Here is a 26,967-nt window from a genome sequence, read left to right on the forward strand (position 1 = left end):
GCGTCCTCATGTGTGGGAGAGCGAACCGGAGCTGCGCACCACGTGCAGGACGCGCAGCAGGAGGGTGGTGCCGATGAGGCTCGCCACACCGCCGAGAGCGAGCACCACGCCCAACCGCGCCCACGGGTCCGCCGGCGGTGCCGGGAGCAGGGTGTCGCGCAACAGGTCGGCGCTCCAGGACAAGAACACGGCCCGTCCCAGTGGTCGGAGCCACTCGGGCAGGTCGGTGACGGGGACCAGGACTCCTCCCAACAGGTAGAAGGGGTAGGTCAGGGTGTTCTGCACAGTGCGAGCCGACGGCGTGAGCAGGAACAGCGGTGCCAGCAGTCCCGCGGTCGTCGCGGTAGCCAGTCCGGTCGCCACCAGCGCGACCGGCAGCACGAGCGGGTGCTCGACCACGACCCAGTGACCGAAGACCAGTCCCGAGGTCAGCCACGAGCTGGCGAAGGCAATCAAGCCCACCGCGGTGACCGCGCACATCCGTCCCAGCAGGACCACCGGCAACGGCGCGGGAGAAGCGACGACGCTCTCGAAGACCCCCAAGGCGCGATCCTCGGTGATGCTCTGCCCCGCGGTGAACAGCGCCGAGGTCCACAACGCCATCAGCGCCGGGGCCACTATCGCGGACGGGGCGAACGCCACAAGGCCCGCGTCACCGCCAAGGCTCGCGACGCTCAGGAACACCACCGCCAGCAGCGGCGCCATCAGACAGGCCTGGAGCACTTCCGCGGAACGGAGCGCCAACTGGAGCTGCAACCGCAGGGACGCGAGGAGAACCCTCATCGGTCCACCGCCATCCCCTGTCGCCGCAACAACCGCAAGTACGCCTCCTCCAGGGAAGGGCGCCCACGTACCAGTCGGGTGACGCCGGCGTCGACCAGCAGGTGCAGGACCTCACCGGTGGTGTCCCCGCTGGTCTCCAGTTCCACCCGGTCACCGCCGCTGCCGTCCAGCACCACCACTTCAGGACGTGCGACCAACTCCGCCACGACTGCCGCGGGCACACCGGAGGCGCTGATGCGGTCCTGCGAGGTGACTAGGCCCGCGACGGAGCTCGGGGACCCCGTGGCCAGCACCGCACCGCGGCGCATCAGCGTCACCCTGTCGCACACGGCCTCGGCCTCGGCGGTGTCGTGCGTCGTGAGCAGCACGGTGCGCCCGTCATCGCGCAGCTGAGCCACCAGGTCGCGGAACTCGTGCGCCGCGATCGGGTCCATGCCCGCGGTCGGCTCGTCGAGGATGAGCACGGGCGGATCCGCGACGAGCCCGCGCGCGAGGTGCAACCGCTGCTTCATGCCGCGGGAGAAGTGGTCGACCCGTTCATCGGCACGACCGGTCAGACCGGTGCGCTCCAGCAGGACGGCCACGCGCTCGCGCAACGCCCTACCGCTCAGACCGTGCAAGGCGGCCCAGAAGTTCAGGTTCTGCCGCGCGGTCAGCCGTCCGTACACCCCCCGGTCCCCGCCGAACACGACGCCCACCGAGCGCCGCACGTGCGCGGCATCCCGCACCACGTCGCGCCCCAAAACCGATGCGCTCCCCCCGGTGGGGAGCAGCACCGTCGACAGGATGCGGCACAGCGTCGTCTTTCCCGCGCCATTCGGGCCGAGCAGGCCGTGCACCTCTCCTCGCGGAACCTCGAAGGTGAACCGCTCGAGCGCCTGACCGCCGCCTTGGAAGGTGCGGGTCAGCCCGCTCGCACTGACCGCGATCACGATCCACTTCCCGCCAGTCGGTCGACGTCGCAGGACCAGAGGACGTGATCCGGACGCCACCCGCCGCGGGCCAGCGACGCCAGGATCCGCTCGGCGTGTCCGGGACCGTCCACTCCGGACGGGTGCACGACGTTGCCGATCAGGGGGAGCCCACGCTCCCGCGCGTGGTCGACCGCACGTCCGCTCAGCAACCGCACCGCTTGCCGGTGTCGTCGATGGCCGGGAACCACCAAGACGTCGAACAGCTCGACGAAGGCCTCGCCGACCACCTCGTCCCACTCCTCGGTCAGGATCGTCGCGTGCCCGACCGGACCGTTCTCGTCGCGGGCGACGAACGTGACCCGGCCGGGGGCGTCCAGCACCAGCCGCGCGGCCTTCTCCTGGGCATCGGTCCTGCCCGGCATCCCCCAGGACGACGCGCCTTCGGCGATGGCATCGGTCAGCCAGCCCAGCACCGCACCCTCGTCGTCGACACGAGCGTGATCCACCGTGAACCCCGCGGTATCCGGCGTCGAGGGCGATCCGTCGTGGCGGACGTACGTCGTCCGCGTCCGCCATGCGTCCCCCGGCGACACTCCTGCGGGTAGCCGCAGGAGCACGTCCCTCGCCTTCGGTGCCTCCGTGCTGAGGACGTGCAGCAGTTCACGGGTGAACACCGCGTCGCGCACCAGTCCCGGCGAGCAGTACTGGACCAGGTAGGAGACGTGGTCGTTCGACGGATCCGCGTACTCGCCGCCCACCCAGCACGACCCCGCTGTCCCGTGCAGAGCATCCGCCGCGGCCGCCGCGTCCAAGTACGAGCTCGCCACGACGTCCACCGCGGTCACGAGGTCGACCTCGAGACCACCACTAGCTGTTCCAGAGCGCTACGGGCCGCGGCCGCCACGTCGTCAGCGGTCACAGCCGCCAATGCGGCCAGGCGTGCTTCCCCATGGGGGTCGGCACCCGGCAAGTACGCCAGTGCCAGTGCCCGCGCGTGGTCCAACGGGCTCTCCTGGTCGAACAAGATCGACGCGCGGAGACCGCGCACCGCCGCGTCCAAGTCCTGCCGCGAGGGACCGCGTTCGGCGAACCGCTCCAGCGAGCGGCTCACCACCTTGGCGGCTCGGACGACGTTCTGGGGTTCCACGCCGATGAGCACCCGCCACGCGCCTGCCTCCAGGTAACCGCGGTGCCAGGACTGGAACGAGTAGGCCAGGCCCGCCCCTCGCAGCTCCCGGTACAGCACGGAGGACGGGCTGGAGCCCAGGAGTCCGGACAGCACGTCCCACACAGCGCCGTTGTCACCTCGAGCCGCGGACCTCGACCCGATGGCCACCCAGCCGAACCCCGTCGTCTGCAACAGGGGCGTGGTGTGCGGGGAAGACAGGGGGTGGCGTTCGCCGCTCTGCGGCGCGAAGCGGGCGACGGCGGCGGAACGAAGCGGTCCGGGCAGGTCCGGCCCCACCACCGCGAGCACGGGAACGCTGTGGCCGAACAGGACTTCGTGCCCCTTGACGACCTCCCCGACGGTGAGGGCCTCGACCTCTTCGCGGGTACCTCCGACTGGGCGTCCCAGGGGGTGTTCGGGGAACAACGCGGCCAAGAACCTGTCCTGGACGACATCGGCGGGGTCTGCCGCGGCCACTGCCAGCTCTTGGAGAACTGCTGCCCGTTCGGAGTCCAGCACCCCTTCGTCGATGGCGGGCTCCAGCACAGCGCGCAGCAACAGGTCGGCCACCTCGTCCGCGTCCTCGGCGAGCACGCGGACGTAGTACAGCATCGTCTCCAGGCCGGTGTCCGCGTTCGCGTACCCGCCAAGCCGCTCGACGTGCTCCGACAACGGTCCCGCCGAACCGATCGGCGCGGACATGAGGACGTGTTCCAGCACGTGGGCCAGACCGCCGCGGTCCTGCGGGTCGTGCCGGGCTCCGCGGGGGACGGCCAGGCACAGGCAGGTGGACCGCAACGCGGGGTCGAGCACCGCGGCTACAGGGGGATTCTCGATCATCTTCAGCTATCCGTCCTCCTGCTGGGGGTGGCGGGGACGCGGTGGTCCCCGCCACCCAGCCGGTCGTGAGTTCCACGACCGTGTGCCTTAGCGGGTCTTGACCTTGTCAAGCCGCGGACGCAGGCTCGTCGCGTGCTTACGCATGATTCCTCCTCCCTTCTTCGTCGATGTGCGGAGAGCGCGACGCGATTACCCAGGAGATCCGAACGGGCCTTGGGGATCCGCTCGGAGTCCATCGGGATTGCGTTTCGCTCCTGGCCATGACCATTCCAGCCGAACTGGTGCGGTTCAACGGTTGTCCAGTGCCCGTCGGTGTGCGACAACAACCCCTACGGCGACAACGTGGGCCTATACCGGAATCGGCGGTCGACACACCCCGAATGTGAAGGGTGAATGCCCCCTTCCTCCCGATTCCCCGTGACTGGGTGCTCTGAACGTACTCATCGCCGCGCTTCCACCGGCCAGAACGTGATGACGCGCGCCTCGATTCGACTCCCGCTTTGCCCTTTCCGGTCGACATCGGACAACACCGCCAGATCTTCGCACTCGATGGCACCGTCGAAACGTGAGCACTGCGGAGAAAACCGGCAACGCCATCGACCGAAAGCTGCTGCACGACCTGTTCGACGTGCCCGAGGACGAAGGGCCCAGCAGGCTGGTGCTCGCCGCGCGTCGTGAGCACTACACGTTGCCCTACCTGGTGTTGTCGGTCCTCGAAACCGAAGGCGTGGAACTGGGCGGCACGGCGGCGGGAGAACTCGCCCGCGCCCGCCGCCGCGCCGCCCACTACGACGACCTCGTCGACCGCGTCCTCGCCGGAACGGATCTCGAGGTCCTCAAGGGGCGCGGTCTCGCGGCTCGCTACCCGAGCGGGGTCCTCCGCGCCCAGGGCGACCTGGACCTGGTCATCCGCGACGAGGCCCAACTGTGGAGGGCCGCGACAGCGTTGACCGCGAACCCGGTGCTGTCCGCCTCGGTGACGCTGTTCGGGGCACCGAAGCGCGATCTCGTCGTCACGCTGTGCTGGGTCCCGGAAGAACCCCTGGTGGATCCGGAGGTCCGGGTCGAGCTCCTCACCGCGCCGCTCTTCGGAGACCACGCCGCGGTGCCCGTGCGCAGGGACCTGCCCGACGACCCGGCGCTGGCGGATCTGCTGTGCGTGGCCGAGGAAGGACTGCAACGCCCGTACCACCGCCGTGACGCCCTGGACCTCTACGTCCTGGTCGGCGCCGCGTCGCTCGACCGCGCCGACGTGCTCGACGCCGCGGCCGCTTCCAACCTCGCTCCCGAGCTCGCGGCGCTGGTCGAGTACACCGCCGACCAGTTGCCCGTATCCGAGGCGAGCGAGTGGCTACCCCTGTTGCGCCCGGAAGCCGAACGGGAGACGAAGCGGCGGGCCGATCACCCGGCACCTGAACCCACCACCACGACCGCCGAAGCGCTCGCCGCGGGCGGGGTCCTGCACGGCATGCCCCTGGGCGGAGCCGCCACCCACACCGGGAACGAGGTGCTGCTGCACGGCTACGGCGACGAGGTGCTCGCGTTGACCCCGATCGGCGACTACCTGCTGGTGTCCGGAGCCATCGTGTCCAGGGACCTGTTCGACACCGCGTTGGCCGAGCGCGACACCCTGCACCCCGGCGCCTACCGCAACACCCTTGGAGGAAAAGGCGATGAGCCCGGTCGTGACGATTAGGGGCAGCCGAACCGGATGAGGGCCACCGCGTGGTTGGTCGGTTCACCTCGGCCCAGCCGGATGGACCGCACCAGCCGGCGTTCCGAGCGACCGAGCAGACCCGGATCACCTGGTTCCGACAGCAGGTCCAGGTGTCCCATCCGCCGAGCGACCATCGCGGCGCCCATGGGACGGCGGCTGCGGAGGTACGCGCTGAACGCGACGCCGAAGTGGTGGCGGGCAGCGTCCAGGTCGCCTGGCCTACTGCAGGACGGTGCCGAGCTCACGTCGCATGTTGGCGACGCCCACCCGGCGGGTGATGGCCTCGTACCGCTCGCCACAACATCGGAGTCTCGTACACCGAGTGCCCCTGGCCTCGGAGCCGCTGTGACGCTCGGCCGAGCTTGGTCAGCCGGCGCCTGACTTGCGGACAACGAACTCGGCATCCGACCCATATCCGCGAGTTCGACATTCCGGCACGAAGGTGCTGGATACTGGTCGCACAGGTGGATCGGACCGGGTTCAGGCTCCGTGGCGGGTGAGGGGATTCCTGGTGGGCGTCGGGCTGTTCGGACGGCAGGCCGAGCTCGACGTTCTCGGTGGCTGTCTCGACGCGGCCGCATCAGGTGTCGCGCAGGTGGTGCTCTGCGGCGGCGAGCCGGGAATCGGCAAGACCCGGCTGAGTGAGGGCGCCGTGACGATGGCTCGCGAGCGCGGGTTCGTCACGGCGTGGGGCCGGTCGGCGGAGTCGGACGGGGCGCCGCCGTGCTGGCCGTGGCGGCAGGTGCTGCGGGAGTTGGCGGCCGGCGACGGGGGCAAGGCCGCCACGGCCCTCGGGGTCGCCGGTGAGCTCGCCCTGGTGGCGCCTGAAGCCTTTCCCGACGTGTGCGTGGATCCGGTCGATCTGGACGACGATCCGGAGCGGCGGTTTCGGGTGTTCGACGCGGTGACGCGGTTCCTGGTGGACCGCGCCGCGAACGCTGGGCTGGTGGTCGTGCTGGACGACCTGCATCGCGCGGATGCCGCGTCGGTGTTGCTGCTGCGCCACCTGGCCCGGCATCCAGGGTCGGCACCACTGCTCGCTCTGGCCACTTACCGCAGCACCGAACCGGGTCTTCGGTCGCAGTTGACGGGTCTGCTCCGGGAGCCGGGCACCTCGCGGCTCGACCTGCGCGGGCTCGATCGGGCAGCGGTCGCGCGGATCGTCGACGAGTCTGCCGGGCGACCGGTGTCCAAGGCCGCAGTCGACCGGCTCCACGCGCATACCGGGGGGAACCCGTTCTTCGTCGGCGAACTCGCCCGCGGTGTGGCGGCCGCTCCCGAACCGGGACCGAGCGCAGCGCCGAACCCCGTTCCCGGCACTGTGCGGGACGCGATCCGGGATCGGTTGGCCGCTTTGACCGATGGCTGCCAGGAGTTGGTGCGCGTGGCGTCGGTGTTGGGTCGGGACTTCGCGCCGGAGGTCGTGGCGCGGGTCGTCGGCCGACCGCTGCCGCAGTGCCTCGACGACTGGGACGAGGCCGTCTCCAGCGGGTTGGTGACCGTCGAACCGGTCGGCGGTCACCACTTCACGCACGCACTCGTCGCCGAGGCCGTCGAGGCCGATCTGTCCACTGTGGAGCGCACTGCTCTGCACCGGGCCGCGGCACTGGCCGTCGAGGCGCTGGCCGTCGACCTGGCGCCACACCTGGCCGACCTCGCGCGGCACTGGGCGCGGGTCGCCGACCCGGACGGTCCGGCTCATGCGGCCGCCTGGGCGCACCGAGCAGGCGACGAAGCGATGTTCCGACTGTCCTACGAAGAGGCGGCGCGGCTGTACCGGCAGGCGCTGACCTACCACGAGCTCGACGACCGGAGCCGGTTCGCCGTGCTGATCGCCCTGGCCAGAGCACTGCGGCAGGCTGTCGACCTGCCCGCTGCGTTCGAGGCCTGTGGGCAGGCGGTGCGGATCGCCAACGGGCTGAACTCACCAGAGCTGTGCGCCGAAGCGGCGATCGTCCTCGAGCCGACGACCGTCGCGCCGCTGGACGCCGAGCTGTACAGCTGGCTCACCCACGCAGCCGACGCACTGGACCCGACACCGACACCACCGCTGGCGTCGTTGCGCGCCCGTGTCCTGGCCGGACTTGCCCGGTGTGCGGTGTACCTGGACGACCTCGACCGGGCCACCGCCGCCGGGGCGGAGGCGCTCGCGATCGCGGCGAACGGCAACGACCCGACAGCGTCCGCCGCAGCGCTGCGCGCCCGACACGCGGTGTGCGTCGGCGCCGACGGCGTCGACGAGCGCGACGTACTGGCCGACCGAATGCTGGAGCTGGCCGATCGGGCCAACAGCGCGGCGAGCCGCATCCTCGGTTACTCATGGCGGGTCGACGTGCGATTCGCCAGGGGTGACCTGAACGGCGTCGCGGCCGACCTGGAGAACCTGGACTGGTGGGTGCGGCAGGCGGGTGGCCCGACCGCCCGCTGGCACCTGACCCGGTACCGGGCCGCGCTGGCACAGGCGCGCGGCGCGTTCCAGCAAGCCGTCGAACTGGCGGACGAGGCGTTCGACGCCGTCGCACCGCTGGGATACCCGGCGGCGTTCCCGGTCCGGATGGCGCTGCTGCTCACGGTCGACCACCACCGGGGGATCGATCCGGTGGCGCCGTACGTGCAGGCCTGTCTGACGGCGGGTCCCGGCGGCACCGCGACTCCGGGTCACGGGTTCCGGATCATGGACTACCTGTGCCCGGCGATGGTGCTGCAGAGTGCCGGGTACCTCGACGCGGCGGCGGCGAAGTTCCGCGCGCTCGGGCCGGTACCGACCTGGCGAGTTCCGCCGTTCCACCAGTTGGTGCTGTACGCGTTCGGGATCATGATCGGTGTCCGGATCGACGAGCGGGACGCCGTGGCGGAGTTGCGTGACCTGCTGGCACCGTTCCGCGGCCACCACGTCGTGTCCGGGACCGTCGTCGAGCACTACTGCGGTCCGGTGGAGCTCTACCTCGGGGTGGCAGCCCGCCACCTCGGCGACCTGGACGCCGCGGCCGAGGACCTGTCCGCGGCGGTGCGGGCGAGCCAGGCGGCCGGAGCGGCCCCGCACCTGGTCGAGGCACGCACCGAACTGGCCACCGTGCTGGTCCGGCGCGGCGACCCGGCTGGCGCGCGGGCGCTGGCCTCCCAGGCGATCCGCGACGCGGACGCACTCGGCATGGCGCCGTGGCGCTCGCGCCTGGCCCGCCTCGTCCACGATCCCAGAGCCGCGGCCGGGGAGTTGACCCCGCGTGAGCACGAGGTCGCTGCCGCGGTGGGGCGCGGTCTGACCAACCGGCAGATCGCCGTCGAGCTGTACCTGTCCGAACGCACCGCCCAGAACCACGTGCAGCACATCCTGAGCAAGCTCGGGTTCACCAGCCGCAGCCAGATCGCGACCTGGATCGCCGACCCAGCGCACGGTCGCCTGCGCGATCTGAGTACCGGGGAAGAGTAGTTCGGCGGATGGCCGCCCAGTTGGAGCCGCCTACCGTCAGCCGTCATGCCGTACCCGACCAACACTGTCCGAGCCGCCGCGGTGGCGGGGATCGTCGGTCTGATCGGGTTCGCGGCGACCCGAACCACAGCCTGGTTTCCGGTATTCGTACTGACTCCAAGAAGAGGATGAAATGTTCACCGCAAATGCGCATTCGGTATCTGACACAGCGATCTCCGTGCACTGGCACTACACGACCGAGCACGCCGAGGGTGTGGAAACCCTGACCATCGAGCAGAGACGCTCCGACGGCGTCGGTCGAGTGACGTCCGCCAGCCCCAGCCCGGCAACGTCCGACGGCGTATGCCTGTTCGGGGACCTGGACGCGAACGTGGAGTACGTGTACGCGGTATCGGCAACCCTGACCGACGGCTCGTCGGTGTCCGCAACGGCCACCGCCACCACGATGCCCCATCCGACATCGCCATCTCGGCCTCGCCCTTCGGTCAAGGCGCCATTCGGCCTGCAGGTGGTGGACTGGTACAACTTGCGGGCGACCCTGACCTGGAAGAACGGGGAGGGGTACGGCAAAGTCCTGGTTCGCGTCGGCGACGGGACAGGGGTCGACAGCCAGATCGAACTGGACGGAAGCCCGACCCAGTACACGACCGGCCGCCTCACCTCCGGCAGGATGTGCCGGTTCGCCGTAAAGGGCGGAGTGGACAGGAGCGCGCTTTCTCACAACTGGGACTACTCAGACTGGACGTCGATCGACCAGTTAGCTCCTCCTGGGCCTTCGCCGGACAGAATTCCGAGCTTGGGATTCGCCGGCCTGGACGCGTACTGGATTGATGCACGAGCCACTGTCGGCACCGCCGGGGCGCTGCCGGGCAAAGGGTGGGGACGTGCGCTGCCCATCACTCCCGCTGACGCCGCATCGTCGAGGTCGGACATCGCAGCGGTGACCCGAGGCAGTCAGGTGGACCTGTTCTGGACCGGCTCGGATGGCGCGATCGGTTCCACTTGGGCCGAACCCGCGCACCTGGCAGGGGAATGGACAAGGCCGTTCCCGATCACGCCCCCCGGCGCCGCAGCAGCGGGATCCGCGCTTGCCGTGGTCAACCGCAGCGGCGGCGGTCAACTCGACATGTTCTGGATCGGCCCCGATGGGGCGGTCGCCTCCACCTGGGCCAACCCCGATGGAACGCCGTGGCACACACCGTTTCCCATCACCGCACCGCACGCGGCTCGACCAGGATCTCCCGTCGCCGTGGTTGAACGAGGTGGCGGCCAGTTGGACGTGTTCTGGATCGGCCCGGACGGCGCGATCGGCTCCACCTGGGCAGACCCGGACGGAAAGCCCTGGCGTCCACCGTTCCCGATCACTCCACCGGGAGCCGCGCGATCGAACTCACCGCTGGCAGCGGTGCACCGCGGCGGCGGCCAGCTCGACGTGTTCTGGATCGGCCCCGATGGGGCGATCGGCTCCACCTGGGCAGACCCGGACGGAAAGCCCTGGCGTCCACCGTTCCCGATCACTCCACCGGGAGCCGCGCGATCGAACTCACCGCTGGCAGCGGTGCACCGCGGCGGCGGCCAGCTCGACGTGTTCTGGATCGGCCCCGACGGCGCGATCGGCTCCACCTGGGCCAACCCCGGCTCGGGCTGGCAACCGCCGTTCCCCGTCACGCCGAGCGCGGCGACGCGAGGCGACTCATCACTTGTCGCGTTCCACCGCGGCGGCGGCCAGCTCGACGTGTTCTGGATCGGCCCCGACGGCGCGGCCGCCTCCACCTGGGCCAACCCGGGTTCGGGCTGGCAACCGCCCTTCCCCGTATCACCACCTCAGACAGCCCGGCCCGGTTCTCCACTGGCCGTCGTCACCCGTTAGGCACCGTGCGGCAGCACGACCACCAGCACCTTCAGCAAGCGCTTGCCGACTGGGTGGCCGGACCATCGCCCCGGTGCCAGTGCCCTTCACCGCACGCTTCGCCCCGTGGGTCGCCTGGAGCCAGCAGATGCTCGGTCTACCGGTGAACCTGCAGCGACAGATCGCGGCCGGAACCAACTGGGGCATAACCGGATCGGCGACGTTTCACGGCACGTACTCCGGCGGGCAGCACTCCGCCTACGGGACCTGCGGATCCGGACCGTTGGTTGCCGAGGCCGAAGAATTCAGGCGGTACAGCAGATGAGCACTCAGACTCTGACGGTCCAACTCGCAGGCCGCTGGCCGATATCCCTGGTGCTGCCCGCCGACGAGGTCGTGGTCACCACTCTTGTGGTCTCTCAGACCGATCCGCAGCTACCCACCATCACCTCGGTGGAGCACATCAACGGCCGGCTCGGCGAATTCGGCGTGGTGCTCAAGGACGCCACCGCTCTCGACCAACTCGCCCAAGCCGTCAACGTCCAGTACCTGTCCACCTTGCAAGCCAACGTCGAGACGCAGCTGGTCGACTCGCTGCGCGATGCCGTCGGCCGAGAACGATCGATCTGGGAGGACTGGCCGGGAAAGGTCGCCCGACTCGTGGGCAAGACCGCTCTCGACGTGAGTATCACCCAGCTGGTGGGGATACCGCTCACCACCATCGTTCGGCACGCACTCGCGGGAATCGAGCGAATCGTATGAATCAGCCAGGGCAATCAACCGGAGACGTCCAGACACTACGATTTCGCCTGAAGGACCCCGGTGACGCGGTCCACCACCGCGAGCTCGGCGAAGCCATCCGGCAGCAGCTGCTCGGTGTAGAACTGGCACCCAACGCCGTCGGCACCACGCTGCGGCTGGTCCTGCCCCGGGGGATGCACCGCGGATGTGGTGATCGCCTCGCTGTCCGCGCCGGGAGTGCTGCATGAGCGAACCACCATAGAGCTGGACGCCACGCAGCCTGCACCACCGGGCACACCGACTGCGGTTCCGATGGCGATCACAGAGGATTTGCGCCGGTACATCTCGACCGCGTTCGTGGCAGCCGCCGACAGCCCAGACGCCGACCAGGCCGAACTGCAGATGAGCCGCTTGCGCGGCGTGCCAACAGCTGAGGTCCACGGGGACGTCGTCACCCGACTCCGAGGTGAGGACTGGTTCAAGTCGTGGGCCGCAAGGCATCACCCGAATTCCGGCCTGTCCGGACTGCGGACGGTGCTGGACAGCACGTCGCTGATCCTGCTGCACGGCGATCCAGGCACCAGGAAGTCCGCGCTGATGCACTCGCTCGCCCCGGCCTGCGCCCTCGGTCGAGACGTGCTGTTCATCCAACTCAACGAACAGCTGCGCGGACAAGGCATCCAAGGCCTCGCAGGCAGCGAGCTGGTCACCATCGAGAGCATCTACCGGGCCGCCGAACAACACGCGTTGCCGGCAATCGTGTTCGTCGATGAGGCCGACGCCGTCACCAGCTCCCGCGGCACCGATGACATCGGCTCCGGCGCCCAGGAGAACGTCGCAACCGTCGATGGACTGATCGTGGCACTCGACCGAGCGAGCAGGCGGTCCAAGGGATGCCTTGCTCAAACGGTGACCCTGACCTGCGGTGGTGATACCTCTCTGCGAGCACCTCGTCCACAGAAATCAACTCCACCACCGAGTAGCGGCCTGGGGACTGGTCGCTCGACCCGCCCCCACCTCGGATGTCTCCCGCGCGGTCGAGATGAATTCCGACGCTCGCTTGAGATGAGCCGCCCTCAGGCTGGAAACCTGGGTTTTCGCCGGGGCTGCTGTTTCGCGACGGTGATACCCGCTTCGTTCGCGAGCTTGACCAGGCGCGCGAGCCCAGGCACGGAGTCGACCTGCTCGGCGCTGCGCGGAACGACCGTCAGGATCGTGGGATCCACGCGATCGCCGAACAGCATTACAGCGCGTGCGGTGTTGAAGCGGCCGCTGATCCACACGATGCCCTGAGCGACGTCGATCTGCTGGTGCACGGCTTCGGCCCACCGCACAGTCCGGCCGTAATGAGCGCTGTTGGTCTCGGTCAGTCTCCGTGGACGCACTCCGAGCCGCAGCAGGCCGGGATCGTGGAACTCGACCAGCTCCAGGTTCGCTGAGGAGTCGAGCTGTAACACCGAGGTCGTTCGGCCGCGGTAGTTCCTCTGGTACACCGTGCGGCGCCCGGACAGCGGGACGTTGCGAAAGATCGTCTCTGCCACGGCGCCTTGGTAGCAGTCAGCCGCGTAGAGAACTGGCACGGTGTTTCCGCTGCGGTCGGCAAACCAGTGGAAGCGCCCGCCGCCGCCGTTACCTGGATTGAACGCATGGCCCTCATAGGCGGAACCGTGGCAGCGGTGCATTGGCACGGTGGGCGACCACGTAGTGAGGTTCGCGCGCCTCGCCAAGTCTGCGGGAGGATCCGGTACGAGGTGGGGCATGAGTCACGTGTCCAGTTCGTTCCTGGCCAGACCCACCAATTCGGTGCGCGGCAAATCGAGAGGGCGTGCACCATCGACGAGGCCGTTGCCGGACACCATCCACGCCACGATCTCCCAGGCGGTCATCTCGGTCGATAGCAGGGACACGGCCTCGGCGACGTCCTGATCCAGCTCGTCGCCTCGCAGCTGGAAGCCGGGAACGAGGAGCTGGCCCTTGTAGTCCAACGCGATGAAGCGGCGTGCTCTGCGCAGCGCCTGAAGCTCCTCGAACGAGAGCGAGACCCGCTCGGACACCTCCTTCAGCAACGGCATGTCGGAACTCGCCGACACCTCGTTGACGAGGCCGGCTTGTTCCTCGGCGCTGAACACCTCGGGCTCGAACGTCTCCAGCGCATCGGCCAGCGCGACCACATCGGAACGACTCAACCGTTCGTCAAGCCAGTCGAGGACCTCGGCGACGTTGTAGCGAACAGGATTGGTCGAGTCGAGGATCAGGTCCGCAGCGCCGAGCAACAACTGGTCGACCTGGGTCTCGGTGGGATCGCGCAGCACTTCCTCGGCGTTCTCGGTCGTCAGGTCGTGGTCAGTCGTCATGCGATCAACGAGGACGCCACGCGGAGCCTTGAGCAGGACGCACACGAAATCCACATCACCCAGTAACTCCTCGAGCGCCGCTCGGACCTTTTCGTGGCGGATGCCCTCGATAATCAGCACACGGGCGTCGCCGGACTGCTGGTTCAACACGGCACGGCAGTATCCGAAGACATCGGTGTCGACCCAGTGTTGACCGGCTTTCATGAGGACTTTTCGGTTCTGCGGGTCCATCCCCTGTGCGGCTACCCGCCTGCGAACCGCGTCACCGAAGCTCACGATTTGCGCGCCGTCGATGACCCGGGCCAAGGCACGCGCGAGCGTCGTCTTGCCTCCGCCAGCGTGACCGATAATGCCTATGGCGCTGTCCATGTGAGCCTCCGACCCGACGTGACTCCTCAAATGCCGGGGAGTGCGCGTGACCAAGAGTAATCTCGGGGTTGTCAGAGACAACAAGGGATAACAACGGTACTCTCTGCCAACTCCTGGTGGTACCGCTGGCGAGGTGGTCCAGTATTACTTGCTGTGACGGCCGTGGTACCAGGAGTGATCCACCACATGGCTTCTCTCGAGTTGGCGCTTTCGGTTGGAGCGACGATGATCGACACCGATCGGTGGAGTTCGGAGCTGCGCACGCGTGGAGTTGACCACGTAGCGCGATCGGTGCTGTTGAGCGTGCTGGACGACTCCGCTCAGGCGGCGGACCTTAGTGCGCCCATCAACTGTTCCGGCCTTGGGCGGATCCGGCACTTCAGTTCGGCCACCTCTCCGGGGTGGCCGGACAACCCACTACCGTGGTTGCCTGCGCGGCAACACCTGGGAGTGGACGCCGTGCCTGAACCGCGCTGTGAAGCCCAAGTCTTCCAGAACGCCGTCTGCAACTGGCGCTGCTGGTACTGCTACGTCCCGTTCTCGCTGCTGCGCGGTGATGCCTCCCGTTCACGCATGGTCACGGCAGAGGACATGGTTGACATGTATCTGGCCCTCGAGGAACGGCCTGTGGTCCTAGACCTCTCCGGCGGCCAGCCGGACCTGGTTCCCGAGTGGGTCGTCTGGACCATGCGGGCGCTGATCGACCGCGGAGCCCAGGATGACGTCTTCCTCTGGAGCGATGACAACCTGAGCAATGACTACCTGTTCCGCTACCTCGGCGACGGTGATCTGGACCTCTTGAGCTCCTACCGTGGTTACGGCCGAGTCGCCTGTTTCAAAGGGTTTGACGACAGCTCCTTCGCCTTCAATACGGCCGCATCACCGGAGCTCTTCAAGCGTCAGTTCGACCTGTTCCGGAGCCTGCTGACCGTTCGACCCGACACGTGCGCGTACGTGACTCTCACAGCCCCGAAGATTCCAGCGGAGGGTGCGCTCGTCGCGATGCGCCGTTTCGCGGACAGCCTTCAAGGCCTGGATCACGATCTGCTCGGCCGTACAGTCCCACTGCGCATCGAGGTGTTCACTCCGGTCGCCGCCCGGATGAGGGCTGACCACCACGCTGCTCTCCAAGTGCAGGAGGCGATGGTGGAGGCATGGCTCACGGTGCTCGAGGAACGCGGCGTCATACCCCTCGATAAACAGTTCGGCGCTCAACCGTCGGGGGATAGCCGCGGTGTCTGAAGCCTGGTTCGCCGACAGCATCGGCTTGCAGACGCGGGACGGACAGTCCGAGGACAACGCCTGGCGGCGTCGCCTGCTCGATCTCGTGTCCCGGCGGCTCGGCAGGGATCCGAGCGCGTCGTTCAACGCGGTTGTCAAGGTGGCCAAGGGGGCCGACCCGATCCTGGTCCAAGCGATGTTGCGTGAGCTCGCTGCGACGGCCTCTCCGCGGGTGCGTGCTCGCGCTCGCGAGGTGTTGGCCAACGCAGGCCAGCAGACCGCGTTGTTGTCGGCAGTGTGCGGAGAAGGACTGCCGGCCCCGCATCCTCTCGACTACGAGTGGCGTTTCACCCGCCGTACACGAGACGACCTCGTATCGTCCGCCTTCGCACGAGCGTCCCGTTCAGTCTTGTTGCTCGGCTGCCCGACCGTCGCGTTGACGTTGCTCGCGCGGTCGCCCGATCTGCGCACGACGCTGGTCGACGACAATCCCGCGCTGCCCGTGCTCTCTGATCTCGTGCCAAGAGAAACCGCCAACTACACACAGCTCCGCGCCGACCTGATCGCGCGTCCGAACGTGACAGCGGACCTGGAGGTAGACGTCGTCATCGCCGATGCCCCCTTCTATCCGGAGGCCATGACAGGCTTTCTCGCCGCTGCGGTCAACGGTGCGCGCCGTGGGGCAACTGTTCTGTTTGTCCTGCCACCGTTCGGAACCAGGCCCAGCGCGGAGTCCGACGTCCGGGACTTCTTCCGGCTCGCCACGGCCTCAGGACTCAGGCATGAGGCGACCCTGACGAACGGTGTTCGCTACGTCAGGCCGCCGTTCGAGGCCAACGCCCATCGAGCGGCAGGACTGCTGTCGGTCGCTGACGACTGGCGTGCCGCCGACCTGGCGGTGTTTCGGTTGACCAGTCGGGCCGCCCCCACCAAAGCGCCTCTTGAGTCCGAACGGGCGCGCTGGCGAGAGGTCGTGGTCGGAGGGAAGCGGTGGCGCGTCAAGACCAACTCCGGTGACGCAGACGCTGTCGAAGGTCTTCTCCAGCCCATCGCGGCCAACTCGGTGCTTGATTCGGTGAGCCGCCGTGACCAGCGCAGACATCAAGCGAACGTGTGCACTGATGCCAACGAGTTCTTCATCACGTCCAACCCGGATCTGCTGCTCGAGGTGCTCGCTTCGATCAATACAGGACTCAACCCCGCAGCTCAGGGCGAGAAACTACTCGGACGCACGTTCGGGTTTACGGAATACGTCGAAGTCACGGTTGCGCACGACATGATCACACGCGGTGCGGGCGCGGAGACCGAACTCGGATAGGACATGGACACCACGAAGGCCGACGCACATGCGATCCGCACTGCGCTGCTCGATGATCCCGCCCTCGCCCAGCACGCCGCTGTGATGAGTCATAGTGCTCCACGTCCTGGCGCAGGGCTGCATCTTGCGGTCATGACGGGCCCTTATCTCGAGCGCGTGGTCAACGGCACCAAGACCGTCGAGTCGCGCTTCCACAGAATTCGAAGCGCACCTCTGGATACGGTGGCGGCCGGCGACCTCGTCGCATTCAAGCCGTCAGGCGACCCGGTGACTCACATCGCGGGTGTTCGTCGCGCGATCTTTCTTGACATGACCCGTACGCCACTGGAAGAAGTCCGCTTGACTTGGCAGGATCGCATCGCGGACAGCACGGACGAGTTCTGGGCAGCGCGCGAAAATGCGCGATGGGTGTCACTCGTCGAACTGGACTGGGTGAAGGCGATGGCTCCGGTGAAGTTGCAGAAGCGTGACAGGCGAGGATGGATCACGTACGGACCGTGTTGTCCCGCAGTATCGCTGTTCTGACGTTGCGGTGCCTTACGTGGTATCACGGCGAATGCCGAACTCGCGAAAGGGGCACGCTATGGCGTGAGCCGATGCGCGGGCCACCTTCGGGCCCCACTGTCGCGCCGGTCATTGGTGCGACATGGTGACCGCTGCCTGATTCGGCCGCTGTCCGCAGCACGACCCAGGACCTCCCCGTCGACTCGTCACACTGCGGTCGGACTGTCCGGACGTCCCTCCACCGCGAAGACGTGCTGAGCGTGATCCTCCAGTCGGTTGCTGAGGCCGTTGCGGTGTTGTGCGCGCAAGCCGTCGAGCTTGAGCTCGTAGGTGAAGCGCGGGTCTTCGACGAGTACGCCGTCGCCTTCATCGGCTCGATGTAGGCAAACAGGTCCTTGTTGGGAGTCCAGTGGCGGCGGCATGTCTCGCTGTCGACCGGTGACCTCGGTATGCGCCGCCGCCCTGGCCAGACTTTGGGCAGGGCACCAACGTGCGCGAGATCGTTGTGCGCAGGGCCGGACTTTGGGCAGGAGCACCAAAGGATGGGAACAGGGCTGACCAGCGTACTTACAGTGGCAGTCTAGTGGTCGAGTGTCAGTTCGAGCTCCAGACGCCTGAGTGAGTGGCTCCTATGTCAAGAGTTGCTCCGGGGCTGGTGTCGTCGGGGGTGCGAGAGCGCGGATGATTTCGCCGTAGACCTGGCGGGCGATGTAGCGTTTGAGCAGCCGAATGATCTCCTTGCGGCTGGAACCGGTGGCGTTGCGGCGTGCGGCGTAGTCACTTGTGCGGGAGTCGTGGATCAGTCTGTTGACGGCGATTGTCCACAGTGCACTGTTTGCTGCGCGGTCTCCGCCGCGGTTGAGTCTGTGGCGCTGGGTCTTGCCGCTGGAATGTTCGACAGGGCTGACACCGCACAACGCCGCGAAGGCGGCCTCGCCGCTCAGTCGTTCGGGGTTGTCACCCGCAGTGACCAGGAGTTGGGCGGCGCAGATCGGCCCGATGCCCGGCTGGGCGAGCAGTCCGGGAACGGTCTGACGGGTGAGGAGTTCGATGGCGTTGTCGCTGTCGCGTACTTCCCGTTCGAGGTACTGCCACCGTCGGGCGAGCGCGCGAAGGCCCAGGCTGGTCCCGTCGGTTGAGGTCAACTTGGCGCAGGCTGCGACGAGGTCGGCAGCACGACGCCGGTCCACGCGGCCGCGGGTCGTGTCGTCGAGTTCCAGGACGAGGCTGCGCAGCTGTAGTTCGGCTTGCACTCGGGACTTCACCGCGCTGCGGCGGGCCACGAGCAGGGCGCGTAGCTGTCCGGCGGGGCCGGTACGGGACTTCGGGGTGGCGGTGGCGTCCCCGGAGAGCACGGCGCGGGCGGCGTTCTCCGCGTCGACCGGATCGGACTTGCCCCGACGCCGGCGTGCGGTGCGGTTGGGCCGGTTGACCTCGAACACCGCGACTCCCGCTCCGGTCAGGAACTGTGCCAGGCGGTAGCCGAAGCTCCCGGTGCCCTCCACGCCGGCTTGTCGGAGCTCGCCGAAACCGGCGGCCCAGTCCCACAGGAATCGGTGGTGGGCGTCGTCGGTGGGGAAATCGGCCACGCCCAGGCGGCGCCCGAGCTGGTCGAGTGCGACCGCGACGTGGAGATCCTTATGGGTGTCGACGCCGAGGGTGACAACGCAGGTTGCAGACACGTGATTCCTGTCAGATGTAGACGATCGGGGAAGCGATCGACGGTCCGCCCACGGACAGGACACTCACCATGCAGGGCAACGCCCCTATCGGGTCACGCGTGCGGGACCGCGATCGCAGCGAGGGACACCGCCCCGGATTCGACAGATCAACGCCTCGGCACCCGAAGGGCCAGTCGAAACACGGGTCAGACTCCAGGACGGCGTCCACCACCCATCATCCACCGGCATCAACCCTTGGGGCCACTCGTATGACGAGTCAGGCTCCAGGTCGGTGTCCCTCACCCGTGATCCTGGACTGAGTGTCGTAGCAATCGCCGATCGAACCCATCGACGGCACAAGTCCGGACTCCTTGGCACGTAAGGTAAATGCCCATGACGTGTACTGGACACCATGGTCGGAGTGGATCACCGTGTCCGCTGCGGTCTCGCGGTCGTGCAGGGCCATGCCGAGCGCGTTGGTTACCAACGCGGCGTCCTGGCAGCTGTCGATCGACCAGCCGACCACCTTGCGGGAGAAGGCATCCAGCACCACGGCGCAGTAGACCTTGCCCTCACGGGTGCGGTGTTCGGTGATATCGGTGATCCAGAGTTGGTTCGGTGCGATGCGGACGAAATCGCGGTCGACCAGATCGGTCGCGGTAGCCGTGTCCGGCCTGGGCCGTCGATGCTTGCGGCCCGGAAGTCCTGTGATACCAACGCGTTTCATGAGCATCTCGACCGCGCCGTGGCTCACCGTGACGCCACGACCCAGCATCAGCTCCGCGCGGACCCGTCGGGAGCCGTAGACCCCGTTGGAGGCGGCGTGGACCTGCCTGATGAGGTCGGTCAGCCAGGCGTGCCGCACCGAGCGTGCCGACGGAGCACGACCGCGCCACGCGTGCAGCCCCGATTCAGACACTCCCAGGATCCGGCAGGCGGTCTGGATCGGGAGTCCGTCCTGGGCCATCGCCGCGATCGCGGCGTAGCGGGCTTTTGGGCGCACCGCCTCCTTGAGTAGTTCGGTAGCGCGCTGGTGGATCGCCAGTTCGGTTTCCAGTTCGGCGATACGAAGTCGGGCCGAGGCCAGTTCGGCCTTCTCCGCCGAGGTCAGCCCCGGTTCTTGCCCGGCGTCGACGAGGGCCTGGCGGCGCCAGGTGTAGATGGTCTGGTCGCTGATCTGCAGGTCGTGCGCGACCTGGGCGACGGTGCGGCCGGCTTTGAGCAGGTCGAGGACCTTGCTGCGGAACTCCGGCGGGTAACTCTTAGGCATGCTGACCTCTCCTGGGGATGATCAGCATGAAGTCCAGTGACCCGACTCCGCAAAATCCAGGGCACATCACTTCGCCCGCGGCCTCAAAGATGACCCACAAGAGTGGAGCCAGGCCATGACCGAAGCCAACCAGGCCCGTCACGCCTTCTACGCCTGCCCGCATTGACCTGGGAATCACAGGTACCGCACCCGTTTCCGTTTGGCCCCGGCGTCCATTGCTACCGCGCGCTAAACCATTAACCGACAACGGCCTCCCGCTCAATTCCGAAAGCTGACGGCCCACTGCAGACCCTGACGTGCGCCATGGTCACCTGTGCTGTACGCGACGAACTGGCGGATGGTCGTCTCACGTCTGCACAACTCGTCTGAGCTTTTCAGATAGTCATCCACGATTCTGAAACCGGATGTTGGGAGGTTGTCGCCATTCACGCGCCAGCTGCCGTCAACGCGGCAAAGTCGGCGTGTGCATGTTCGACTCCCTCGGGGTTAGACCTGGGCCTTCTCGTGTTCGGCTGGCATCCGGTAGATGCTGGCGAGGCTGAGGTTATGTCCTTTTCGTTGCTGGTGGGGATGTACAGATCGGGCCGGATGTCCTTTGAGGAATTCACCGCTCGCGCGGCGGCGGAGCACGGTGTGCAACTATCCGAACGTTCCGATCCCCTTACGCCGGGGAGTCCTTCACGGCTGCACTTCCAGGCTCTTCACCGCTTCCCTGGCTTTCGCCCTGTTCATTCGGGCTCGACACTCCCTCGCCCCAGCCGTCACCGGGCAGGTGATCCAACGACGCGGCAGGCTTCACTTCACGTTACGGACCGTTCGGTTGCACGCGCCAAGAGTGGGCGCTTGACGCTGGGCTTCGGCCCCGCCCGTTTCCAGACGACACCGCCAGCCTGCTTCCGGGCCTCCTGGCAGCTAACCCGGATCGGACTTTCACAGGCAAGCGACGACGAGCTTACGAATCAGCGAATCAACCGCCTACACGATCAACCACCAACCCTTCTGGACGCACATGAACGCGATTATGGAACGGTGGATCCGGAGCTGCCGCCACGAACTCCTCGATCGCACGCTGATCTGGAACCAACGACATCTGCTCCACGCACTGCGGGAGTACGAGCAGTTCTACAACACCCACCGGCCCCACCAAGGTATTGCCAACGCCCGACCGCTACGGCAACTGCCACAATCGACCACGAACCAAGCCCAGGTCACTGACCTCGACATCCACCGACGGCAGCGACTGGGCGGCATCCTCAACGAGTACCACCACGCAGCCTGACCAGCACGGACGGTATTTTCGGCAAGCACAGCGCGCGGCTGAGGTCGACGTGGCCGCGCGTCGGCAAGCTGGGGCGCAGGCTGCGCAGGCGGCAGCGGCGGTCGAGGATCCGCCCGACGGCGGGTAACGTTCGAGTAAAGGTTGTCCCGTAATGATCGAGTGTGTTGGCGGGCAGGGGTAACCGCGGTGTTGTCCGCGCCTGGTGGCCGCTCAGGTTGTCATGGCCAGGTTGCGCATCTGGGCGATGCCTCGGGTGGCGTACAGGACGCCGTCGCGTTTGCGGCGGCAGTTGCGCAGGATGCTGTAGGACTTCATGTGGGCCAGGGCGTGCTCCACCCGCGCGCGGACGCTCCGGTGGATGGTGTTGAGGTCCTTCTTCCATTGCGGCAGTGGTGATTGCCCTGTGCGCGGTTTCCGGTAGGGCATGATCACCTCGGGTTTGCCCTGGTAGCCGCCGTCGGCCATCACCGTGGCGCCCCGGCACTGCTGGTCGACGTGCGACTCGGTGTAGGCCCGGCAGTCGTTGCGGTTGCCGGGTGTGGGGTCGCCGACCGCAACGATCAGGCGGGTGTTGGCGTCGATGACGACCTGCATGTTCACCGAGTACCGGTAGTTCTTCGACGAGGCGGACATGCTCCGGTCGTGGGTGGGCACCATGGTTCCGTCCACGATCAGCACGGTGTCCGGGCTGTGCTTGCGGGTCACCGGCGCGAGCGCCAGCAGCGGTGCCAGGTGATCCACAACGCGGCCCGCGGCCGACTTCGAGATCCCGAACAGCAACGCGACCTGCCGAAACGTCAGATTCGTCCGGTAGTACACCGCCACCAGCAGCACCCGATCCGCCAGCGACAACCCCCACCGCCGACCGGTGCCGGTCTGCTCACCACCCCGACGGGCCACGACCCGCACGAGCTTGCGGAACACCCGCACCGACAAGCCCGTGAACACCGGCACCCACTTCGGCCGGTCCGCACTGATCACCTGCTCCACACCAAGATCATCCGCTCGGTCGAGATCGCGTTACGGGACAACCTTTAGCGAAGAACGGCCCGTGACCTGTTTTTCATGGTCACGGGCCGTTTCGCCTCATTGATGGTCGTATCAGCAGCCCTTCAGCAACGCAGCGCCGGCGCTGGTGAGGGGCTCCTCGACGGTGGTGATGGCAAACCGCGACCGTGCCTCGGCCAGCAAACGTCGGGCGATTCCGCGACGCTGCCAGGCCATTGCAGTCCAGATGTGGCCGATCGACTCATAGATCCCATCCTCGTCGCGGTCGTAAACCACCAGGAACCCGACGAGCCGCCCGCTGTAGAACCATGGTCCGTCCTGTCCGCCGCTGGCGGACGTCGGTGCCAGCATCACCAGCCATACGCCCGCTTCACCCGGTGGAAAGTCCCACCCGCACACTCGCTTGTACGCCAAAGCCGCACGGTTGAGCGGGCTGTCGTGCCACGTCCGGGCCGGGCCGGTGAATGCATCATCGCCGAGCCGGACATCACCGAAGGTGTGGAAGTCGTCATCGAGGTCGACACCAGACATCATCAGGTCGAAGTTGTCGCCTGGAGGCGGTGCCTGCCAGGACACCGATGGGCCGAGTTGAGCGGTGATCGCCAGATCTGCCCGGTCGAACAGGAACCCGAACTGGGAGAGGATCTCCGGCAGCGACGACTCCTCCTCGGCGGTGACGGAGCCAGGGACGAGAGCCGACAGCGCCCGATAGGCTGTGCGACAGGCCTGCTCGATCTCCGGTACTTCCGGGAAACCGGTGCCGGTCACAGTCCTGCTCCATCGGTGTGCTCATGCGCAAGCGCCGTGGTCGCACGGCGATTGTCGAGCTGCTTGCTCGTCACGGTCATCGCGATGGTGTGCTCGCCGCAGGCTCGTCTCCGGCGGGACGAAGCGGTGGCCACGCGTCCGGATTCTCCAGGACACATGCGGTGATCAGGTAGAGCGCTGCCGGACCGTGCTGCGACTGGACGAATGCGTCCGCTACACCGGTAGCGGGCCGAAGGCCATGCTCGCGCAGCTGCTTCTCCGTCCATAAAAACGACGGCGCGGCACCGCTGGCGAAACACGGAGCACCGTTCGGCGCCCATCCCATTGGTTGGCTCATACCTGCTCCTTGAACAGCGATCCGACTGCGGGCGAGTACGCCTTGCTGATCGACGATATCCTTCACCGCCGTGGTGACGTCCGAGGTAACCGAGATCCCGCCCGCGAAGCACCCGAATTTCAGCGCAGTTCACCAGAGTGGTCCACCCGCCAGCGGTGAACACGGAAGGTGTTCGGTCGCATCCTGACGGTAACCACACGTGGAAGGATGCGGCCGTACCTGTGGAGTTCATAGCTCACGGGATTGATCCGCAAGACCCTGAAAGACCGTTGCGGCGTTTGAGCACGCCCAACGCCGGTCCAGACTCGACCGCAAAGGAATCGCTCTGGGTGGAGCCGGACTACAACACCGTGGCGAATGAGATCCACCCGGTCGGCGGCAGCCCATTCCGCGACTGGCCCGGCCCGCCGATCGTCATGCCCGCGGGCCTGTTGCCTGACGGCAGGCCGTTCGGACGAGATGAGCGGAAACTCGTTCTGTATCGAGGGCGTACGGGCCCCAGAACGGAGCGTCGCGGTCAGCTCGGCCTCGACCTGCGCTCCACCGGGTCACCGACTCGCGCCGCAACTCCTCCACCAACATGGCGGCTTGTTCCAGCTGCGGTTCGACATAGCCGGGTGCCCACTGCTGCTCCCGTTCCCACCGGGCCACCTGCTCACGCAGCTGCTCGTCGGACAGTTCGGCCTGGTCACGCTGTTCGACCGGGCGACTCAGCGCCTCCCACACCCGGTGCCACGCCACGTGCCGAACCCGGCACTGTGCAGCAGAAGTCCGCCAGGACCGCCGACGGCGACCCACTCGCCCTCGCACCACCGCCGACCGTGCGATTCCGGTTCAACCGGAGCATCGCACTCAACAAACTCCAACATGTGGACACCATGGCGATGGTCGAGAAGTCACGGTCAACTGACGGTCAAACGGCGCACCTGAGCGGCGGGCCGTCAATCCGGCGCCACTGTCACATCACGGTCACACGATCAATCTCACCACGACCGGTACCACTCCTGTCGTAGTAGCTCACGGACACCACGGCACAGCTTCACGGTCAAACCACGGTCAAATGATCAAGCCCGACACGACCGTCGGTCCCCCGTCATCGCCGCTCACGCCATCACCAGCAGCCAATGGAGATCAACCCCGGACACCCGCGAGCACTACCGTCCACGGTCAAACCACGGTCAGAACGACAGAAGCGCCACCGGAAATGACCTCCGGTGGCGCTTCTGACCTGCATAAACAGTTGTGGAGCTCCTCAGCCGTTATTCCAACCGTCCAGAACTCCTGAACCCACTGGTCAGCGCACTGCGCGCGATCCAGACAGACGCCAAGCGCGGCCAGGAAGTGCGGTCTGTGGCGTCCCCTGTCCCACGGCGACAGGACATAAGGGAGCGGATCGGCGAGCAAGGGTTGGCAGAAATGGCCAAGATGTACCTCGCCGGTTCAACAGCTAAGGATCTCGCAACTAAGCACGGTATCTGCGTGAAGACGGTGCGGCGACTCATGAAGGAACGTGGGGCGCGTAAGCGCTAAGTTACCGCCCACTTACCCAAGTCGTCCTGATCGGTCGCCTATGCAGCGCCCCCAGCCGAACCCATCGGCTGGGGCACTGTCGTTTATGTGTGGTAGTTGCTGGCATTTGAGATTAGCGGGAAATCAATGTCAACACCCCAGCACCCGGTAGGCGTAAGGGCCCAATGTCTATGTGGGCGTCGGACTCTCATGTAGTTGTGGCGCATCCTGTAGCACAGTTGTATCTTGGACGCCCGCTTTAACCTGAAGCTTCCCAAGATCCATAACCTCGCGAGGTGCCCGTGAACACGGAAAAGCCAGAGATCAACCCGCTGTCGTCCGCCGCGCCGCTACACCTCGCATGTGCTCATTTGCGGGATGCGTGGACAGCACTTCGAGTAAACGGCACTCCTCACAACAGATCCGCGCCGTACTCACTCGGATCAGCAGGGTCAGAGTCACAGGAGTTTATTTGGAAGGCTGCGGAGTTTGCGATTGTATTCGCAGCCGATAGCGTGCTCGATCACTTGCGGGCGCTGGCTTTGAGCTACGAGGCGGCGGCGCGTTCTCAGACCACATGGAGTGCCAATGAATGGCCAGGTGTCACCAGTTATACATCCGCTCGGGCGATCTTGGAAGGCTGCGCACTTGTTGGCTGGTTTACCAACCCAGATATTGATGCCGAAGAGCGCCTTCGCCGAGGAGCACGGATACGCCTCTGGTCGCTGAGCGAGGAGCAGGCCGGGCCCAACCCTCCGCCTAAGGAAGCTCTGAAGTTTTGGCGCGAGAAGATTGAAGATTGCGGAATGCGCTTCCGCAAGTATGGCCGGGGCTGGGGCATCGAGGTTGATGGTGAGCCTCGGAACTACTCACACCAAGCCGCGATCAAAGAACTAGTGCCGACAATTGGTCGCAAGTTCTACCACGAGTGGAGCGGGCTGGCTCACCACGTGTCGTGGGCATTTGCTGACTGGGGGCGGATGCGCGTCAACGAAGAAACGTCTGCACTGCGCTTCGTCTTCAAGACTCACGCAGACCGCCACGTGATACTTGTATCCAATCTTGCAGGCATCGTTACCACCGCTGGCAACAGCTTTGCCCGCTACTTTGGTCGAAGCTCCGATGCGCTACTAGCGGCCTATGAGCAGGTCTTTGCGTATCTTGAAGCAGAGTTTCCGCATATTGAAGCAGCTCAACGACGAATGGATGTGGAACGAGATGGCGAGCACTGATGTTCGGTGCGTAGAGCCACCGGGTCTGCTCAGATCAGTGCGACGTAACGCCACAAGATGATCTACCGATACCATCGGTGTTCGCATGTGCGCGTGCTACCGACGTCGGAAGTGAGCCATGACTGATTCAGGAAAACCGAGACGTCCACTACGAAAGATTGGCATTCGCCCAAGCGGGTCGATTGCCGGATGGCAGTCACGGGCACAAAAGTCGGATAGGCCCAGCAGGCGAGTAACCAAGAAGGTAGTGGTAGTTGCACTATTCGTAGTGTCAAACCTTCTGACACTCTTCTTAAGTACTTCTTTTGGCCGCTACGCGCCTCGACTATTCGCAGAGGCCGAGCAGCAGCTCGACGCAGGCCCACTCATCGTGTTGCAAGAACTACCCTGGCCATTCAAAAAGTGCAGCCCGCCCACGGTTGCGATGATGCGCTCTGATGTCACTCCGGACTCATTGGTAGGCGACGACTCTCTCGATCGCATCATCGCGTCGGGAGGAGCGTCATGGAACACCGGATCACTTTCTCTCAGCCTTCTAACCCCAGACACTACACCCGTATACGTGAACGACATGACAGTGACAGTCTTCTCTAGAGATAGGACGCGCAAACCGAACTGGGTACGGAGCGTTCTAGCTGGCGGATGCGGCGGTGTGCCAACTCGCATCTATTCAGCCAATCTTGACATCGGGAAGC

Annotated in this window: 21 protein-coding genes and 1 pseudogene; 11 read left to right on the top strand and 11 right to left on the bottom strand. The window is 66.5% G+C overall.

Translation table 11 applies throughout. From position 1 onward, the window contains the following. Positions 1-6: 6 nt before the first annotated feature. The 4 genes from CLV43_RS21505 to CLV43_RS21515 are packed head-to-tail and all read right to left on the bottom strand — an operon-like array spanning position 7 to position 3,705. The gene (locus CLV43_RS21505) at positions 7-783 is read right to left on the bottom strand and encodes an ABC transporter permease (RefSeq protein WP_106189039.1); all 777 of its coding nucleotides are present in this window, start codon (positions 781-783) and stop codon (positions 7-9) included. After that, entirely contained in the window at positions 780-1,715 is a 936-nt protein-coding gene (locus CLV43_RS48480) for an ABC transporter ATP-binding protein (protein WP_211304464.1), read from the bottom strand. The genes CLV43_RS21505 and CLV43_RS48480 overlap by 4 nt, the downstream gene beginning before the upstream one ends. Beyond that, on the bottom strand, positions 1,712-2,542 hold the full coding sequence (locus tag CLV43_RS48485) for a GNAT family N-acetyltransferase (RefSeq protein ID WP_211304465.1): 831 nt from the start codon (positions 2,540-2,542) through the stop codon (positions 1,712-1,714). The genes CLV43_RS48480 and CLV43_RS48485 overlap by 4 nt, the downstream gene beginning before the upstream one ends. Beyond that, entirely contained in the window at positions 2,539-3,705 is a 1,167-nt protein-coding gene (locus CLV43_RS21515) for a M16 family metallopeptidase (protein ID WP_106189041.1), read from the bottom strand. The genes CLV43_RS48485 and CLV43_RS21515 overlap by 4 nt, the downstream gene beginning before the upstream one ends. Positions 3,706-4,270: 565 nt before the next feature. Here CLV43_RS21515 and CLV43_RS21520 point away from each other — a divergent pair. The 4 genes from CLV43_RS21520 (at position 4,271) to CLV43_RS21540 (ending at position 11,463) form a co-directional block, all read left to right on the top strand. After that, on the top strand, positions 4,271-5,401 hold the full coding sequence (locus CLV43_RS21520; RefSeq protein ID WP_106189042.1) for a hypothetical protein: 1,131 nt from the start codon (positions 4,271-4,273) through the stop codon (positions 5,399-5,401). A gap of 517 nt (positions 5,402-5,918) precedes the next feature. Then, on the top strand, positions 5,919-8,852 hold the full coding sequence (locus CLV43_RS21525; protein WP_170155952.1) for an ATP-binding protein: 2,934 nt from the start codon (positions 5,919-5,921) through the stop codon (positions 8,850-8,852). A 172-nt stretch (positions 8,853-9,024) separates the two neighbouring features. Continuing rightward, complete coding sequence (locus CLV43_RS47155) at positions 9,025-10,722, top strand: beta propeller lectin (RefSeq protein WP_146174846.1); 1,698 nt, start codon at positions 9,025-9,027, stop codon at positions 10,720-10,722. Positions 10,723-11,022: 300 nt separating this feature from the next. Further along, entirely contained in the window at positions 11,023-11,463 is a 441-nt protein-coding gene (locus CLV43_RS21540) for a hypothetical protein (RefSeq protein ID WP_106189046.1), read from the top strand. Between the two features lie 35 nt (positions 11,464-11,498). Here CLV43_RS21540 and CLV43_RS47880 read toward each other — a convergent pair whose 3' ends face one another. After that, entirely contained in the window at positions 11,499-11,897 is a 399-nt protein-coding gene (locus CLV43_RS47880; protein ID WP_170155928.1) for a hypothetical protein, read from the bottom strand. Between CLV43_RS47880 and CLV43_RS50465 the strand changes: the two genes are divergently transcribed. After that, positions 11,845-12,735, top strand: a complete 891-nt coding sequence (locus CLV43_RS50465; protein WP_425445767.1) for an AAA family ATPase — start codon at positions 11,845-11,847, stop codon at positions 12,733-12,735. The two genes, CLV43_RS47880 and CLV43_RS50465, sit on opposite strands and share 53 nt — an antisense overlap. Here the strand turns inward: CLV43_RS50465 and CLV43_RS21555 are convergent. Together CLV43_RS21555 and CLV43_RS21560 are read right to left on the bottom strand one after the other, a co-directional pair. Next, positions 12,675-13,202, bottom strand: a pseudogene (locus tag CLV43_RS21555) (RES family NAD+ phosphorylase); the annotation flags it as partial. The gene CLV43_RS50465 and the pseudogene CLV43_RS21555 sit on opposite strands and share 61 nt — an antisense overlap. A 3-nt stretch (positions 13,203-13,205) precedes the next feature. Further along, a complete protein-coding gene (locus CLV43_RS21560; protein ID WP_106189050.1) occupies positions 13,206-14,165 on the bottom strand; it encodes a nucleoside monophosphate kinase in 960 nt (319 codons plus the stop codon). A 225-nt stretch (positions 14,166-14,390) separates the two neighbouring features. Here CLV43_RS21560 and CLV43_RS21565 point away from each other — a divergent pair, with 225 nt between their 5' ends. The 4 genes from CLV43_RS21565 (at position 14,391) to CLV43_RS50080 (ending at position 17,591) form a co-directional block, all read left to right on the top strand. Then, positions 14,391-15,407 carry a radical SAM family protein gene (locus CLV43_RS21565; RefSeq protein WP_146174848.1) on the top strand — a complete coding sequence of 339 codons (1,017 nt, stop codon included), beginning with the start codon at positions 14,391-14,393 and terminating at the stop codon, positions 15,405-15,407. Continuing rightward, a complete protein-coding gene (locus CLV43_RS21570) occupies positions 15,400-16,704 on the top strand; it encodes a hypothetical protein (protein ID WP_106189052.1) in 1,305 nt (434 codons plus the stop codon). Before CLV43_RS21565 ends, CLV43_RS21570 begins: the two co-directional genes overlap by 8 nt. Positions 16,705-16,707: 3 nt before the next feature. Then, entirely contained in the window at positions 16,708-17,229 is a 522-nt protein-coding gene (locus tag CLV43_RS47160; protein WP_146174849.1) for a hypothetical protein, read from the top strand. A gap of 230 nt (positions 17,230-17,459) precedes the next feature. After that, the gene (locus tag CLV43_RS50080; protein WP_281262171.1) at positions 17,460-17,591 is read left to right on the top strand and encodes a hypothetical protein; all 132 of its coding nucleotides are present in this window, start codon (positions 17,460-17,462) and stop codon (positions 17,589-17,591) included. Between the two features lie 246 nt (positions 17,592-17,837). Here the strand turns inward: CLV43_RS50080 and CLV43_RS21575 are convergent, their stop codons facing one another. Beyond that, positions 17,838-18,890 (bottom strand): IS110 family RNA-guided transposase, encoded by a 1,053-nt coding sequence (locus tag CLV43_RS21575; RefSeq protein WP_106189053.1) that lies wholly within the window; start codon positions 18,888-18,890, stop codon positions 17,838-17,840. Between the two features lie 256 nt (positions 18,891-19,146). Then, positions 19,147-20,139, bottom strand: coding sequence for an IS3 family transposase (locus CLV43_RS21580; protein ID WP_106189054.1), 993 nt, complete (start codon positions 20,137-20,139; stop codon positions 19,147-19,149). Between the two features lie 1,009 nt (positions 20,140-21,148). Between CLV43_RS21580 and CLV43_RS21585 the strand changes: the two genes are divergently transcribed. After that, a complete protein-coding gene (locus tag CLV43_RS21585) occupies positions 21,149-21,418 on the top strand; it encodes an integrase core domain-containing protein (protein ID WP_106189055.1) in 270 nt (89 codons plus the stop codon). Between the two features lie 210 nt (positions 21,419-21,628). Here CLV43_RS21585 and CLV43_RS21590 read toward each other — a convergent pair whose 3' ends face one another. Next, complete coding sequence (locus CLV43_RS21590; protein ID WP_106189056.1) at positions 21,629-22,408, bottom strand: transposase; 780 nt, start codon at positions 22,406-22,408, stop codon at positions 21,629-21,631. A gap of 111 nt (positions 22,409-22,519) precedes the next feature. After that, positions 22,520-23,194 carry a GNAT family N-acetyltransferase gene (locus CLV43_RS21595; protein ID WP_106189057.1) on the bottom strand — a complete coding sequence of 225 codons (675 nt, stop codon included), beginning with the start codon at positions 23,192-23,194 and terminating at the stop codon, positions 22,520-22,522. Positions 23,195-25,336: 2,142 nt separating this feature from the next. Here CLV43_RS21595 and CLV43_RS47165 point away from each other — a divergent pair. After that, complete coding sequence (locus CLV43_RS47165; protein ID WP_146174850.1) at positions 25,337-26,272, top strand: hypothetical protein; 936 nt, start codon at positions 25,337-25,339, stop codon at positions 26,270-26,272. Positions 26,273-26,967 lie beyond the last annotated feature (695 nt).

Origin of the sequence: Umezawaea tangerina, assembly GCF_003002815.1 — a bacterium.
Lineage (GTDB): Bacteria > Actinomycetota > Actinomycetes > Mycobacteriales > Pseudonocardiaceae > Umezawaea > Umezawaea tangerina.

Coding starts and splice junctions, on each gene's coding strand:
- CLV43_RS21540 (WP_106189046.1), top strand. CDS start 11,023: ATGAGCACTCAGACTCTGACGGTCCAACTCGCAGGCCGCTGGCCGATA.
- CLV43_RS47160 (WP_146174849.1), top strand. CDS start 16,708: ATGGACACCACGAAGGCCGACGCACATGCGATCCGCACTGCGCTGCTC.
- CLV43_RS21515 (WP_106189041.1), bottom strand. CDS start 3,705: ATGATCGAGAATCCCCCTGTAGCCGCGGTGCTCGACCCCGCGTTGCGG.
- CLV43_RS21580 (WP_106189054.1), bottom strand. CDS start 20,139: ATGCCTAAGAGTTACCCGCCGGAGTTCCGCAGCAAGGTCCTCGACCTG.
- CLV43_RS21585 (WP_106189055.1), top strand. CDS start 21,149: ATGAACGCGATTATGGAACGGTGGATCCGGAGCTGCCGCCACGAACTC.
- CLV43_RS21505 (WP_106189039.1), bottom strand. CDS start 783: ATGAGGGTTCTCCTCGCGTCCCTGCGGTTGCAGCTCCAGTTGGCGCTC.
- CLV43_RS21560 (WP_106189050.1), bottom strand. CDS start 14,165: ATGGACAGCGCCATAGGCATTATCGGTCACGCTGGCGGAGGCAAGACG.
- CLV43_RS50465 (WP_425445767.1), top strand. CDS start 11,845: ATGAGCCGCTTGCGCGGCGTGCCAACAGCTGAGGTCCACGGGGACGTC.
- CLV43_RS21565 (WP_146174848.1), top strand. CDS start 14,391: ATGATCGACACCGATCGGTGGAGTTCGGAGCTGCGCACGCGTGGAGTT.
- CLV43_RS47155 (WP_146174846.1), top strand. CDS start 9,025: ATGTTCACCGCAAATGCGCATTCGGTATCTGACACAGCGATCTCCGTG.